The 13,690-nt window shown below is 70.1% G+C and carries 14 protein-coding genes and 1 riboswitch; of the genes, 9 read left to right on the plus strand and 5 right to left on the minus strand.

Features of this window, described 5'->3' with window-relative positions; all coding sequences use genetic code 11:
* Positions 1-49: 49 nt before the first annotated feature.
* Positions 50-697: a response regulator gene (locus ALI22I_RS34760; protein ID WP_077009773.1), complete on the minus strand. Its 648-nt coding sequence runs from the start codon at positions 695-697 to the stop codon at positions 50-52.
* The gene (locus tag ALI22I_RS34765) at positions 694-1,821 is read right to left on the minus strand and encodes a sensor histidine kinase (protein ID WP_077009774.1); all 1,128 of its coding nucleotides are present in this window, start codon (positions 1,819-1,821) and stop codon (positions 694-696) included. The genes ALI22I_RS34760 and ALI22I_RS34765 overlap by 4 nt, the downstream gene beginning before the upstream one ends.
* A gap of 199 nt (positions 1,822-2,020) precedes the next feature.
* Between ALI22I_RS34765 and ALI22I_RS34770 the strand changes: the two genes are divergently transcribed.
* The 3 genes from ALI22I_RS34770 (at position 2,021) to rdmE (ending at position 5,391) form a co-directional block, all read left to right on the plus strand.
* The gene (locus ALI22I_RS34770) at positions 2,021-2,521 is read left to right on the plus strand and encodes a hypothetical protein (RefSeq protein ID WP_077009775.1); all 501 of its coding nucleotides are present in this window, start codon (positions 2,021-2,023) and stop codon (positions 2,519-2,521) included.
* 284 nt (positions 2,522-2,805) lie between these two features.
* Positions 2,806-3,822 carry a Gfo/Idh/MocA family oxidoreductase gene (locus ALI22I_RS34775; protein ID WP_077009776.1) on the plus strand — a complete coding sequence of 339 codons (1,017 nt, stop codon included), beginning with the start codon at positions 2,806-2,808 and terminating at the stop codon, positions 3,820-3,822.
* Between the two features lie 30 nt (positions 3,823-3,852).
* Positions 3,853-5,391 (plus strand): aklavinone 12-hydroxylase RdmE, encoded by a 1,539-nt coding sequence (gene rdmE / locus ALI22I_RS34780; protein WP_077009777.1) that lies wholly within the window; start codon positions 3,853-3,855, stop codon positions 5,389-5,391.
* 38 nt (positions 5,392-5,429) lie between these two features.
* Here rdmE and ALI22I_RS34785 read toward each other — a convergent pair whose 3' ends face one another.
* Positions 5,430-6,713, minus strand: a complete 1,284-nt coding sequence (locus ALI22I_RS34785) for an MFS transporter (protein ID WP_077009778.1) — start codon at positions 6,711-6,713, stop codon at positions 5,430-5,432.
* Positions 6,714-6,816: 103 nt separating this feature from the next.
* Here ALI22I_RS34785 and ALI22I_RS34790 point away from each other — a divergent pair, with 103 nt between their 5' ends.
* The 5 genes from ALI22I_RS34790 (at position 6,817) to ALI22I_RS34810 (ending at position 10,072) form a co-directional block, all read left to right on the plus strand.
* Positions 6,817-7,689, plus strand: a complete 873-nt coding sequence (locus tag ALI22I_RS34790) for an SGNH/GDSL hydrolase family protein (RefSeq protein WP_077009779.1) — start codon at positions 6,817-6,819, stop codon at positions 7,687-7,689.
* A gap of 117 nt (positions 7,690-7,806) precedes the next feature.
* Positions 7,807-8,160, plus strand: coding sequence for an SSI family serine proteinase inhibitor (locus ALI22I_RS34795; RefSeq protein ID WP_077009780.1), 354 nt, complete (start codon positions 7,807-7,809; stop codon positions 8,158-8,160).
* Positions 8,161-8,515: 355 nt separating this feature from the next.
* Positions 8,516-9,283, plus strand: a complete 768-nt coding sequence (locus ALI22I_RS34800) for a hypothetical protein (RefSeq protein ID WP_077009781.1) — start codon at positions 8,516-8,518, stop codon at positions 9,281-9,283.
* Positions 9,276-9,590, plus strand: a complete 315-nt coding sequence (locus ALI22I_RS34805) for a winged helix-turn-helix domain-containing protein (protein WP_077009782.1) — start codon at positions 9,276-9,278, stop codon at positions 9,588-9,590. Before ALI22I_RS34800 ends, ALI22I_RS34805 begins: the two co-directional genes overlap by 8 nt.
* Positions 9,587-10,072, plus strand: coding sequence for a glutathione peroxidase (locus ALI22I_RS34810; RefSeq protein WP_077009783.1), 486 nt, complete (start codon positions 9,587-9,589; stop codon positions 10,070-10,072). Before ALI22I_RS34805 ends, ALI22I_RS34810 begins: the two co-directional genes overlap by 4 nt.
* 119 nt (positions 10,073-10,191) lie before the next feature.
* Here ALI22I_RS34810 and ALI22I_RS34815 read toward each other — a convergent pair whose 3' ends face one another.
* Positions 10,192-11,556, minus strand: a complete 1,365-nt coding sequence (locus ALI22I_RS34815; protein WP_077009784.1) for an L-serine ammonia-lyase — start codon at positions 11,554-11,556, stop codon at positions 10,192-10,194.
* 4 nt (positions 11,557-11,560) lie between these two features.
* Entirely contained in the window at positions 11,561-11,941 is a 381-nt protein-coding gene (gcvH, locus tag ALI22I_RS34820) for a glycine cleavage system protein GcvH (protein ID WP_077009785.1), read from the minus strand.
* Positions 11,942-12,078: 137 nt separating this feature from the next.
* Positions 12,079-12,173, minus strand: a riboswitch (glycine riboswitch).
* 194 nt (positions 12,174-12,367) lie between these two features.
* Between gcvH and ald the strand changes: the two genes are divergently transcribed.
* Positions 12,368-13,474 carry an alanine dehydrogenase gene (gene ald / locus ALI22I_RS34825; protein ID WP_077009786.1) on the plus strand — a complete coding sequence of 369 codons (1,107 nt, stop codon included), beginning with the start codon at positions 12,368-12,370 and terminating at the stop codon, positions 13,472-13,474.
* The last annotated feature ends 216 nt before the right edge of the window (positions 13,475-13,690 follow it).

Raw genomic sequence — 13,690 nt, forward strand, 5'->3', positions numbered from 1 at the left:
GAAGACCACGTCCGCCGGATCGTCACCCCGTAGTGCCGATCTTGGAGCCCTACCCCGGTACCACCAGACCGGACTCGTAGGCCGCGATCACCGCCTGGGCCCGGTCGCGCAGTCCGAGCTTCATCAACACGCGGCTGACGTGGGTCTTCACCGTCTGCTCGGCCAGCACCAGGTGCCCGGCGATCTCGCCGTTGGACAGCCCCTGCGCGATCAACCGCAGCACCTCGGTCTCCCGCTCGGTCAACGCGCCCAACGCGGCCGGTTTCACCACCCGCACCGGCTGCGACTTCACGAAGTCCTCGATCAGCCGCTTGGTCACCGAGGGCGCCAGCAACGCCTCGCCCCGCGCCACCACCCGCACCGCGGCCAGCAACTCGCTCGCGGGCGCGTGCTTGAGCAGGAACCCGCTCGCACCCGCCCGCAACGCCTCGTACACGTAGTCGTCCAGGTCGAACGTGGTCAGCACGAGCACCTTGACCGGGTCGTCGGCCAGCAGCCGGGTCGCGGTCAGCCCGTCCATCTCCGGCATCCGCACGTCCATCAGCACCACGTCCGGCCGCAGCCGGCGCACCCCGCTGACGGCCGCGACACCGTCACCGGCGGACCCGACCACGGTGATGTCCGACTGGGCGTCCAGCAGCGCCGAGAACCCCTCCCGCACCATCTCCTGGTCGTCCGCCACCAACACCCGGATCACCGCCGCACCCCCACCGGAATCTTGGCAAACACCTCGAAACCCCCGTCCGGGGTGGGCTCGGCGGTCATCGAACCGCCGTGCACCGCCACCCGTTCCCGCATACCCCTGAGCCCGTGCCCACCGCCACCGCCCAGCGACGGCCCGCCGGCCGTGTTCCGCACCAGGACCCGCAGCTGTCCGTCCACCAGCTCCACGGTCACCGACGTCGTCGCGCCCGGCGCGTGCCGACCGGCGTTCGTCAGCGCCTCCTGCACGATCCGGTACGCGGTCAGGCCGACCGCCTCCGGCACCTCGGCCTCGGTGACCGACGCGTCCGCGTGCAGCGCCCTGATGTCGGCCAACCCCGGCTGCGGCGTCCGGTCGGCCCGCTGGTCCTCGGCCCGCAGCACGCCCAGCAGCTGCTGCATGTCGGTGATCGCGGCCCGTGCCGCCGCGCCCAGCTCGGCGAACTCGCGTCGGCCCGCCTCGGACAGGTCCGTGATCCGGTAGGGCGCGGTCTCGCACCGGACCACGACCAACGACATGTGGTGCGCGACCACGTCGTGCATCTCGCGGGCGATCCGGGCGCGTTCGACCAGCGCCGCCTTCTCGTCCCGTTCGGAGTGGAACCGCTGCTCAGCACGCCCGCGCGCGCCGAACGCGTACCCGAGCAGGAGCACGAGAAGCAGGATGCCGATCGTCGGCACCAGGTACTCGGTCCAGCCCGACCCGGTGATCAGGACCACCATCCCGGCGGTGACCAGACCGACGACCAGCGCCACCCGGCCGCTGTGGATCATCCCGACCGCCAACAGCACCGGGATGTACCAGGTCAGCGGCCACAGGCCGAGGAGGTCGGGTTCGGATGCCATCAGCATCCGCGTGACCAGCAGACCCGCCGTGGCCAGCCGCCAGGCGGCGAGCGTGGAGTGCAGCATCAACACGAAGCTGCCGCCGTAGATCGCGAACAGCAGCGGCCACCAGCCGTCCGGCTCCTCGGAGTCGACGTACTCCTGGCTGATCCCGATCGCCATGATCAGGCCGTAGACCAGCACCAACGCGTTCAACACCCGGCGGTAGCGGAAGCCGTCGAAGACCCGCGTGCGGTCGCGGAGCAGCACGACCTGGAGGAGAGTGCGGATCACGGGCCCGATGCTAGGCGTCGGGCCGTACCGGCACATGCCCCTACGGGCTGTCATACCCGGGTAGCACGGACGCCCGGAGCACCCATACCCGAGAGTCCCCCACCCGGACAAGCCGTTGCGGCAGGCGAACACCACCGGGTAGGCAATACGACAGAGCTGTAGAGCTGTGCGCCCCTACTCCGTGTTGGAAGATGGCTGAATGCACCCGCAGCAAGATCCGGATCGCTGGTCACGGCTCCAGGCCGTGGCCGCCGAGGCCCTGGCCGCCGCCAAGGTCGGGGAGGACGCTGTCGCGGTCGACCTGGTCACCGGCTACCTCAGCGGCTCGCCCGAGGGGAACGAGGAGATCCGGGAGCTGGTGCTCCTGCTCTTCTCCGAGTGCAGCGCGATGGTCGCCGCCCTCGGCTCGGGCGGCGCGACACCGGTGAAGATGCAGGTCTTCGACGAGGACGGCCAGGAGGTGCCGATCGACGACGCCGACCCGCCGGTCCGCACCGCGATCCGCACACTGCTCGCCGAGGTGCACGGCGACCAGGAGGCGGCGGCCGAGCAGATCGAGATCGCGCTGGCCAACGGCCGGCCGCAGGAACTGGCCACGGTGGTGCTGCAAGCGCTGCGGTGGACGGTGAAGCTGGCCGCGGAGTGCGAGACGCGCGACCTGCCCGTGACCCCGTGGATCTCCGCCGCGCTGGAGGACTAGTCAGACGCGTCTGGCCAGTCACGTCTGGCCAGTGGCGTCTGGCCAGTGGCGCCGAATTGCCGCGGCATCACCCAGCCGGGCTGGGAGTTCACCCGCATCACGGCCGGCTTCCAGCCCGGTCCCCCGGCTTCGGGGGTTGCTCGCTTCGCAGGGGTCCCCGCCAAGGGGACCCCTGCTTTGATCTTGCCGGCTGGGCCGGCGGTTCGCAGTGGTCGAGGGCTTGGCTGTGGATGGACAGCGCGGACCATGGATAACCCGGCGCGAGGGGCGCTTAGGGTTCCGGCATGCGCACCGCACTGATCGGTTACGGGCTCGGCGGAGCCGCGTTCCACGCACCGTTCCTGTCCACCACGCCCGGCCTGACCTTGTCGGCGGTCGTCACCGGCAATCCCGAACGGCGGGCGGAAGTGGCGTCGCGGTACCCCGAGGCGGAGCTGATCGCGTCGGTGGACGAGGTGTGGCGGCGGGCCGACGAGTTCGACCTGGTCGTGGTGACCACGCCGAACCGGTTCCACGCCGCGCACGCCCGTACCGCGTTGGAGCACGGACTGAACGCCGTGGTGGACAAGCCGTTCGCGGCGTCGGCTGCCGAGGCGCGCGAGTTGGCCGACCTGGCGACGTCACGCGGGCTGCTGCTCGCGCCGTTCCACAACCGGCGCTGGGACGGCGATTTCCGCACGGTGGCGCGGCTGGTCGGTGAGGGCGCGTTGGGCGACGTGCACCGGTTCGAGTCGCGGTTCGAGCGGTGGCGGCCGGAGGTGAAGGACGGCTGGAAGGAGTCCGGCGACCCGGCCGACCTGGGCAGCATCGTGTTCGACCTGGGCACCCACCTGGTGGACCAGGCGGTGGCGTTGTTCGGGCGGCCGACGAGCGTGTACGCGGAGGTGCGGGCGCTGCGGCCGGGTGCCCAGGCGCACGACGACGCGTTCCTGGCGCTGACCCACCCGTCCGGCACGGTGTCGCACCTGTGGGCGTCGGCGTTGGTGGCGTCACTCGGGCCGCGCTTCCGCGTGCTGGGCAACCGGTCGGCGTTCGTGAAGTACGGGATGGACCCTCAGGAGGAGGCGCTGAAGGCGGGCGTGGTGCCCGGCGGCGAGGGCTGGGGCGAGGACCCGCAGGACCGGTGGGGCGTGCTCGGCTCGGAGGCCGTGCGCACCGAGCCGGGGACGTACCAGGCCTTCTACGCCGCCATCGCGGCTGGTCAGGCGCCCGTTCCGGTGGCCGACGCGGTCACCGGGCTGGAGGTCTTGGAAGCGGCGTTCGAGTCGGCGCGAACCGGGAGCACCGTCTCCCTTGTCTAGAGAGTCTCTTAGCTACTAAGATTCTTAACCATGGGAGACAAGCGCGTACGAGTACTGGTGGTCGGTGCGGGGCTCGGCGGGTTGTCCGCCACGTTGTTCCTCGCGCAGCAGGGCATCGAGGTGCTGGGGATCTCGAAGCACAGAGGGACGTCACCGCACCCGAAGGCGACCGGGCAGACGCACCGGACGATGGAGTTACTGCGCCGGGCCGGGGTCGCGGACGAGGTGCTGGCGGGCAGCGCGGGTCTCGACGGCGGACTGGTGATCAAGGTCGCGGAGAGCCTGCGCGGCCGGGTGTTCCACACGATCATGCACGAGGACGACGAGTGGGACACCGCGCTCAGCCCCGAACGTTCCGGCATGGCCAGCCAGGACCACGTCGAACCGGTGCTGCTGCGGCGGGCACGTGAGCTGGGCGCGGAGGTGCTGTTCGAGACCGAGTTGGTGGCGTTGGCGCAGGACGCCGACGGGGTGACGGCACGGGTCCGGTCGGCCGGGCGCGAGTACACCGTGCGGGCGGACTACGTGATCGGCGCCGACGGGCACCGCGGCGTGGTGCGCGAGTGGGTGGAGATCGGGCGGCAAGGGCCCGGAGAGCTGTCGCACCACATCGGGGTGGTGTTCGACGCCGACATGTCCTCGCACATCGTCCCGGACAAGCTCACCCTGTACTACCTGCGGAACCAGGCCTTCACCGGCACGCTCGTGGCGACGAACACCGAGCGGCGCAACGTGTTGACGGTCGAGTACGACCCGGCGCGGGAGTCGGCGGCGGACTACCCGCCGCGGCGGTGCGTCGAGTTGCTGCGGATCGCGACGGACGTGCCGGACCTGGAGCCGGAGATCCTGGAGATCACGCGGTGGGAGATGGCCGCGTGGCTGAGCGACCGGTTCCGGGCCGGGCGGGTGTTCCTGGTCGGTGACGCGGCGAAGGTGACGCCGCCGACGGGTGGTCTGGGCGGCAACACGGCGATCGGCGACGGGTTCGACATCGCGTGGAAGCTGGCGGCGGTGCTGAAGGGCGAGGCCGGCGAGGGCCTGCTGGACAGCTACGAGGCCGAACGGCGGCCGTACGGGAAGCTGGTGGTCGACGGGTCGTTCGCCAACTACGTGCAGCGGTTCGCCCCGCAACTGGCGGGCCCCGACGTGCCCGACGAGGTCGACCACCTGCACCTGACCCTCGGCTACCGCTGCCGTTCGAACGCGGTCCTGATCGACGACGCCGACCCGGCCCCGATGGAGAACCCCGCCGACCCCAGCGGCCGACCGGGCTTCCGCGCACCGCACGTGGTGGTGGAGCACCAGGGCACTTCCAAATCCACTTTGGACCTGTTCGGCACCTGGACGTTGCTCACCCTGAACCCGGTCTGGGCGGCGGCCGACGTCACGTCGGTGGAGATCCCGACTTTGCAGGACCCGACCGGTGACCTGGCCAAGCGCTACGGCATCGGCCAGCAGGGCGCGAGCCTGATCCGCCCCGACGGCGTGATCGCCTGGCGCACTACCGAAACGGTGAGCGATCCCGCGAACCGCATCGCCGACGTGGTGGCAACACTGCTGGCCCACTGATCCAGGGTCACCCGCGTGAACGACGACAGCTGACGCCACTAACGCGTCGTGACCTCGGCCGAGCGGCGGAGGGTTTCACCGATCGCCAGCAGGCACGTCGCGCTCATCAGGGCGCCGGCGATCAGGTACAACGAGATCGGCCACGAGTCGTGCGTCGGCGTGGCTCCCAGCAGCCACGTCGCCACGACCGGGGACAAGCCGCCGCCCAGGACCGCGCCCAGCTGGTAGCTCAACGACACCCCGCTGTACCGCACCCGCGTGCCGAACAGCTCGGCGTAGTAGGCGGGCATCGGGCCGAAGATCGCGGCGGAGCCCGTGAACGCCAGCACCATCGCCAGCACCACCAACCCCGGTGACCGCGTCTCCAGCAGCCAGAACAGCGGGAACGCGAACACGCCGAGGAACGCCGCCCCGCCCAGCATCACCGGCAGCCGCCCGATCCGGTCGGACAGCCGCGCGAACACCAGGATCGCCACCGCCTGGGTGAACGCCCCGATCAGCCCGGCGTTCAGCAACGTCCCGCGCGCCATCCCGAGCTGCTTCGTCCCGTACGACACCGCGAACGTGGCCACGACGAAGATGAACATGTTGAACCCGAGGTTCACACCGGCGCCGAGCAGCACCCGCCTCCACGAGTCCCGCAGCACCACGACCAGCGGCAACCGGACCGCGCCCGCCGTGGCCCGCGCCTCGCGGAACACCGGGCTCTCCTCCACAGACAGCCGCACGTAAAGCCCGACGCCCACCAGCACCAGGCTGAACAGGAACGGCACCCGCCAGCCCCAGCCGAGGAACGCGTCCCCGGACACCGCGGTCGACGCCGCCATCGCGCCGTTGGCCAGCAGCAGCCCGATCGGGGACCCGAGGAACGTCCAGCTGCCGTACCAACCGGTCCGCCCCGCCGGCGCGTGCTCGACCGCCATCAGGGTCGCGCCACCCTGCTCACCACCGAGGAAGAACCCCTGCACCAACCGCAGCAACACCAACAGCAGCGGCGCGGCCAACCCGATCGACGAGTACGTCGGCAGCAACCCGATCGCCGCCGTGCACACACCGGTCGCGGTCAACGTCAGCACCAGCATCGACCGCCGGCCGATGCGGTCGCCGAAGTGCCCGATCACCACCCCGCCCAACGGCCGGGCCAGGAACCCCGCGCCGAACGTGGCGAACGCCAGCAGCGTGCCGATGCGCGGGTCGAAGGAGGGGAAGAACAACTTGTCGAACACCAGCGCCGAGGCGGTGCCGTAGAGCAGGAAGTCGTACAACTCCACCGCGTTGCCCGCGGAACTGGCTAACGCCACCCGGCGCACCTCGGATGCCATCCACCCACCCTGGCCCGTCCCCTGAGATGCGGGCCTTGACAGTGAGATACCTCACAGACACTATCCGTAAGTCCCTGCCTACTCGCGAGTAATGAGGTCGACGATGACCCTCCGCCTGCCCGCGGTACTCACTCTCGCCGCGGCGTTGCTGGTGCCCGCCACCGCCACCACCACCGCTGCCGCCGCGACACCCGGAACCCCGGCGTACGGGAACTACGTCGCGCTCGGCGACTCCTACGCCTCCGGTCCGTTCATCCCGCACCAGCGCACCGACCCGCTCGGCTGCTTCCGGTCGACCAGGAACTACGCGTCCCTGGTCGCCGAACGCCTCGGCACGAAGCTCACCGACGTCACCTGCGGCGGCGCCACCACGGTGGACATGACCGCGCCGCAGGACGTGCTGTTCGGCCCGAACCCGCCGCAGCTCGACGCGCTGACCCCGGACACCGACCTGGTCACCGTCACCATCGGCGGCAACGACATCGGGTTCTCCGACATCATCCTGACCTGCGCCCAGGACAGCGTGCTCGACCCGTTCGGCAACCCCTGCACCAGGCGTTACACGGCCGGCGGCACGGATCGGCTGGCCGCGCGGATCGACGCCCTGGCGCCCAAGGTCGCGGCGGTGCTGCAAGGCATCGCGCAGCGCGCGCCCGAGGCCCACGTCGTCGTAGTGGCCTACTTGCGCATCCTGCCGCCGTCGCACGGGTGCTGGCCGGTGGTGCCGATCTCGGTGGGCGACGTGCCGTACCTGGACGCCACCCAGCGCAAGCTGAACGGGATGCTGGGCGCGCGGGCCGGTGCGGCGGGGGCGACGTTCGTCGACCCGTACCCGAGCAGCCTCGGCCGGGACGTGTGCCAGCTGCCGGGCGTGAAGTGGGTGGAGGGCCTGGTGCCGACCGCGCCCGCGTTCCCGGTGCACCCCAACGCCGCCGGCATGCGGGCGGTCGCGGACCTGGTCGTGGCAGCCGTCTAAGAGCAGCCGTCCAGCAGCCGTCCAGGAGAGTGCCGGTCCGTAAACCACCCCCGTGGGGACCACACGATCCGGTGAGTTCGCTGGAGCGAGTGGTGCCAGGCGGCCAGCCTGGGAAGCATGGCACCACTCCCCCTGTTCGCGGCGATGGCCGCTTTGGTCCCGGTCTTCTCCGCACCGGAGTCGAGCTTCGTGCTCACCGTGGTGCGCGACGAAGAGGTCCAACTGGTCAGCCTGACCTGCGAGCCGACCGGCGGTCTGCACCCCAAAGCCGACCAGGCCTGCCTCGCGCTGTCCGAAGTGGACGGCCAGATCGAAGGCCTGTCGAACGGCCAGGGCCTGTGCACGCTGGAGTACGACCCGGTGCGGGTGACTGCGTCCGGCAGGTGGCGGGGCGAGTCGCGCACGTTCGAGGCGACGTTCCCGAACTCGTGCGTGATGCACGCGGAGACCGGCCCGGTGTTCGACTTCTGATGCGGCACGGCCTCGGCGAGACACCCGTAGAGGGGCTCACGACACCGCCGCCGAAGTCGTGGACCCCTCTACGGGGTTTCTGCGAAGGTCCTCGGACCTCTGGGCTGACCGTAGGGACTCCGGACGGTAATCGTCAACAATCTTCACATTCGTGAAATGCGGTCGCAGCAAGGATCTGCGAATACCCTTACCGTCAGGCACTCCGGCCTGACCCATCCGAGTGATCCGATCTTTAATATCGGCACGCTGCGTTTCAGATAAGCCGCTTCACTCCCCGCGCGAACCGCTTGAAGGATTCATCCGGGTGATTTCCTGCCCGGTTGACGCAGCTGCTTTGCACTGCAAACCTGGCTGCATGACAGACCTGTTGGGGGATCTGGCGGAGTTACGCCGTCGGGCGCGGGAGGATCGGCACGCCTACCCGTTCCCGCTGCTGTTCTTCGGCATCGCGTCGTTCCTGGCGATACCGCTGTACGCGCCGTCGAACCCGGTCGTGCGGCAGGTGGAGTGGAACCCGCTGTCGGTGCTCGGCGCGCACACCGAAGTGCGGCACCCATTGCTGCTCGGCCTGTACTGGCCGGTCGTGCTGCTGGTGGGCGCGCTCGCCACCGCGTGGTGGTACCACAGGCGCGGGGCGCGGGTCGGCATCGAGACGTCCACCAGGGGCTACCTCGGCGCGTTGGCAATCGGCCTCGGCTCACCCCTGGTCAGCATGGGCCTGATCTGGTTGCTGCCCAGGACCGCGATCGGCTTCTGGGGTCAAGGTCCGGCCACCGGCATCGGTGCGATCGTGATCGCGGCGGCCACGGTGCTGTGGCGCTGGCGAGCACCACGCGTCCTGACGTTGACGGCGGCCGTGCTGGGCACGGCGGTGCTCCAGTACGCCCAGAGCGCGATCGGCCAGTTCATCGCGATCGGCCTCGGCCTGGTGGTGTTGGCGGCCGTGGAGCGCAGCACCCGGTTCACCACGATCACCGCGGCCTACCTCGTCGCCCTGTGCTTGTCCGCCGCCTTCACGCCGCTGACGTTGACGCCCGCCACCGCGTGGTCTCTGGGCAGCGTGGTGATGCTGCCGGGATTTGCGCTCGTCGTCGGCGGTCTGGTGGGCTTGCGGCGTGGCTGATCACCCGACCGCGTCGCTGGACGACGTAGTGCACCAGAGGCACCGGCTGGGCATCCTGACCGTCGCGGCCGAGGCGAAGCGGGTCGAGTTCGGCTACCTGCGGTCCACTTTGGAGTTGACTGCCGGAAACCTGTCGCGGCACATCGCGGTGCTGGAGCAGGCCGGGCTGGTGGCGGTGGAGAAGGGTTACGACGGGAAACGACCTCGGACCTGGGTGAGTGTGACGGAACCGGGCCGTGCCGCGCTGGCCGTGGAGATGAAGGCCTTGCGGGCGCTGGTGGAACGGCACGTAGCCTCGGAGGCATGAGCATCCACGAGATCCCCGTGCACACCTTGGCCGGCGAGCCGTCGAACCTGGGCACGTTGGCGGGCAAGGCACTGCTGGTGGTGAACGTCGCGTCCAAGTGCGGGCTGACGCCGCAGTACAAGGGCTTGGAGCGACTCCAGGAGCGGTACGCGGCACAGGGGTTCTCCGTGGTCGGGTTCCCGTGCAACCAGTTCGCCGGGCAGGAGCCGGGCACGGCGGAGGAGATCGCGACCTTCTGCTCGACCACCTACGGTGTGACGTTCCCGATGTTCGAGAAGATCGACGTCAACGGCCCGTCCCGGCACCCGCTCTACGCGGAGCTGACCGAGTTCGCCGACGTCGACGGCACGGCCGGCGACGTCCAGTGGAACTTCGAGAAGTTCCTGATCGCCCCGACCGGCGAGGTAGTGGCCCGGTTCCGACCGACCACCGAGCCGGAGGACGACACCGTCGTCAAGGCGATCGAGTCCGTGCTCCCCTAGCTCCTCCGGTTCACCGGCTCCCCACCACCGACGGCACCCGAGCGCGCAGAGTGACCCACCCGATCTACCCCCGACCGACGCGGGAGGTGGCCCAACCCCGGGACCACCTCCCACCCCGTTCAGCACTCGATGACGTTCACCGCCAGGCCGCCGCGTGCCGTTTCCTTGTACTTGCTCTTCATGTCCTTGCCGGTCTCACGCATGGTCTTGATGACCTTGTCCAGGGACACGAAGTGCGAACCGTCACCGCGCAACGCCATCCGTGCCGCCGTGATGGCCTTGATCGACGCCAACGCGTTGCGCTCGATGCACGGGATCTGCACCAACCCGCCGATCGGGTCGCAGGTCAGACCGAGGTTGTGTTCCATGGCGATCTCGGCCGCGTTCTCCACCTGCTCCGGCGTCCCGCCCATCACCTCGGCCAGCCCGCCCGCTGCCATGGAGCAGGCCGAGCCGACCTCGCCCTGGCAGCCGACCTCGGCGCCCGAGATCGACGCGTTCTCCTTGAACAGCACGCCGACCGCGCCCGCCGTCAACAGGAACCGCACCACCCCGTCGTCGGACGCGCCCGGCACGAACCGGGTGTAGTAGTGCAGCACCGCGGGCACGATCCCGGCCGCGCCGTTGGTCGGCGCGGTCACCACCCGGCCGCCGGCGGCGTTCTCCTCGTTCACCGCCAGCGCGAACAGCGTCACCCAGTCCATCACCCGCAACGGGTCGGTGGCGTAGTGCTCGGCGGCCAGCCGCCCGCGCATCTCGGCGGCACGCCGGCGGACCTTCAACCCGCCCGGCAGCACACCGGACTCCGTGCAGCCGCGTTCGACGCACCGCTGCATGACGTCCCAGATGTGCAGCAGACCCGACCGCACCTCGGCTTCCGATCGCCACGACTGCTCGTTGGCCAGCATCACGTCGCTGATCGACAACCCGGTCTCCCGAGTACGCGCCAGCAGCTCGTCGCCGGTCAGGAACGGGTGCGGGAGTGGCGTCTCGTCGGCCTTGATCCGGTCGGTCCCGGTGGCCGTCTCGTCCACCACGAACCCGCCGCCGACCGAGTAGTACACCGCCGAATCGACCAGAGCGTCACCCGAGTAGGCGGCGAAGCTCATCCCATTGGGGTGCAACGGCAGCGACTTCCGCCGGTGCATGACCAGATCGGGGTCCTCGGTGAACGCGATCTCCCGCACGCCGCCCAACCGCAACCGCCCGGTGGCACGGATCTCCGCCACCCGAAGCTCGGCCTGCGCCGGATCGACGTCCTCCGGCCGGTGCCCTTCCAACCCGAGCAGCACCGCCTTGGGACTGCCGTGCCCGTGACCGGTCGCACCGAGCGACCCGAACAGCTCCACGTGCACCCGGTCGACCGACTCCACCACGGGCCGCAGCCGGGCGGCGAACATCGTCGCCGCCCGCATCGGACCCACGGTGTGCGAACTGGACGGTCCGATCCCGACGGAGAACAGGTCGAACACGCTGATCGCCACGACGTCAGTCCCCGGTCAGTTCCGCGTACTTCGCGGCGGTCAACAACCCGGTCGCGTCGGTGACGACCACCTTGAACAGCCACCCCTGGCCGTACGGGTCGTTGTTGATCAACGCCGGGTCGTTGACGGCCAGCTCGTTGACCGCCACCACCTCGCCGCTGACCGGCGCGTACAGGTCGCTCACCGACTTGGTCGACTCCAGCTCGCCGCACACGTCGCCGGACTTGACGACGGCGCCGAGCTCGGGCAGCTCCACGAACACGATGTCGCCCAACGCCTCCGCCGCGTACGAGGTGATGCCGATCGCCACGGGCTCCTGGGTACCCGGCGCCCAGTCCACCCACTCGTGCTCGGGCGTGTACAGCAGGTTGTCCGGAAAAGTCACGACAGCGCTCCCTAATGGCGAGGTCCGGATCCCCACTCTGTCCTGGGACCTGAGAGCTTCGCCGGGGCGACGGCTGAGACGTCGATCCACCCGGCTTGCACCGTGGGTGCGCGCCGAAGCACGCTTTCCAGAGTCGCCTCACCCGAGCGGTTCTCGCTGCCTGAGAGTGTGCGGGGTACTTGCTCCTTCGGCGCCTCGGCACGAACACCGAGGTCTCTCCCGCGCGGGTTCCGGCGCTGACAGCGCGCCGCGGCCGTTGTTCAGTTGGTTCCGCGAACGCTAGGTCCCCACGCGGACGGGTGTCAACGGACCGCCGGACTTGTTCACACAGCACAACACGACCCCTGGTCGTTAGTGCCCGCAGGACGATGACACCGAAACCCCCGTACCGGACCTTTGGTGTAACAACGGCTGAAGGAGCCCACCGTGCGGATCGCAGTCCCCCGTGAGATCAAGAACCACGAGTACCGCGTCGCGCTGACCCCGGCGGGCGCCCACGAGCTGACGCAACGCGGTCACGACGTGCTCGTCGAGGCCGGTGCGGGCCTCGGTTCGGCCATCACCGACGAGGAGTACCTGGCCGCCGGCGCGAAGGTCCTGGCCACCGCGGACGACGTGTGGGCCGAGGGCGAGCTGGTGCTCAAGGTCAAGGAGCCCATCGCCGAGGAGTACCCGCGGCTGCGCCGGGACCAGGTCCTGTTCACCTACCTCCACCTGGCCGCCGACCGGCCGCTGACGCAGGCGCTGCTGGACTCCGGCACCACCGCGATCGCCTACGAGACCGTGCAGACCGCGAACGGCGCGCTGCCGCTGCTGGCGCCGATGTCCGAGGTCGCGGGCCGCCTCGCGCCGCAGGTGGGCGCGTTCGCGCTGATGAAGCCCTCCGGTGGCCGCGGCGTGCTGCCCGGCGGGGTGCCCGGTGTGCACCCGGCGCGTGTCGTCGTCATCGGCGGCGGCGTGGCGGGCCTGAACGCGGCCGCGATCGCCGTCGGCATGGGCGCGGACGTGCAGATCCTGGACACCAACGTGGACCGGCTGCGCCACATCGACGCCCTCTACCAGGGCCGCCTGCGCACCGTGACGTCCAACCGGTACTCGGTCGAGCAGGCCGTCCGCGAGGCCGATCTGGTGATCGGCGCGGTGCTGGTGCCCGGTGCGAAGGCGCCGAAGCTGGTCAGCAACCAGCTCGTGGGGGACATGAAGCCCGGCTCGGTGCTGGTGGACATCGCGATCGACCAGGGCGGCTGCTTCGCCGACTCACGGCCGACCACGCACGCCGACCCGACCTACCAGGTGCACGACTCGGTCTTCTACTGCGTCGCGAACATGCCGGGCGCGGTGCCGCGCACCTCCACCTACGCGCTGACCAACGTGACCCTGCCGTACGCCGTGGCGCTGGCCGAACAGGGCTGGCAGGCGGCGCTGCACGCGGACGCGTCGCTGGCGCTGGGTCTGAACGTGCACGACGGCCTGCTGACCAACCTGCCGGTGGCGGAGGCGCACGGCCTGACCCACACCCCGCTCGACCTCTGAGCCGTCGCACGGACCCTCTACGCGAGGTCGCGGACTTCCCCGGCTGCGGAGCAGCGGCCATCCAACACAGCGAAAAGGCCCCGCTCACAGCACGTGAGCGGGGCCCTTCGGCAATAAAGACGGCCCGCTCAACCAGCCTGGGGGTCACTGGGAGCGGGCCGCGCTACCAATCTTAGCCGGACAAAGGCTGCCGTGCCCAGCCACCCCACCGATCCG

Source organism: Saccharothrix sp. ALI-22-I (genome assembly GCF_001984175.1).
In the GTDB taxonomy this organism is placed as follows: Bacteria; Actinomycetota; Actinomycetes; order Mycobacteriales; family Pseudonocardiaceae; genus Actinosynnema.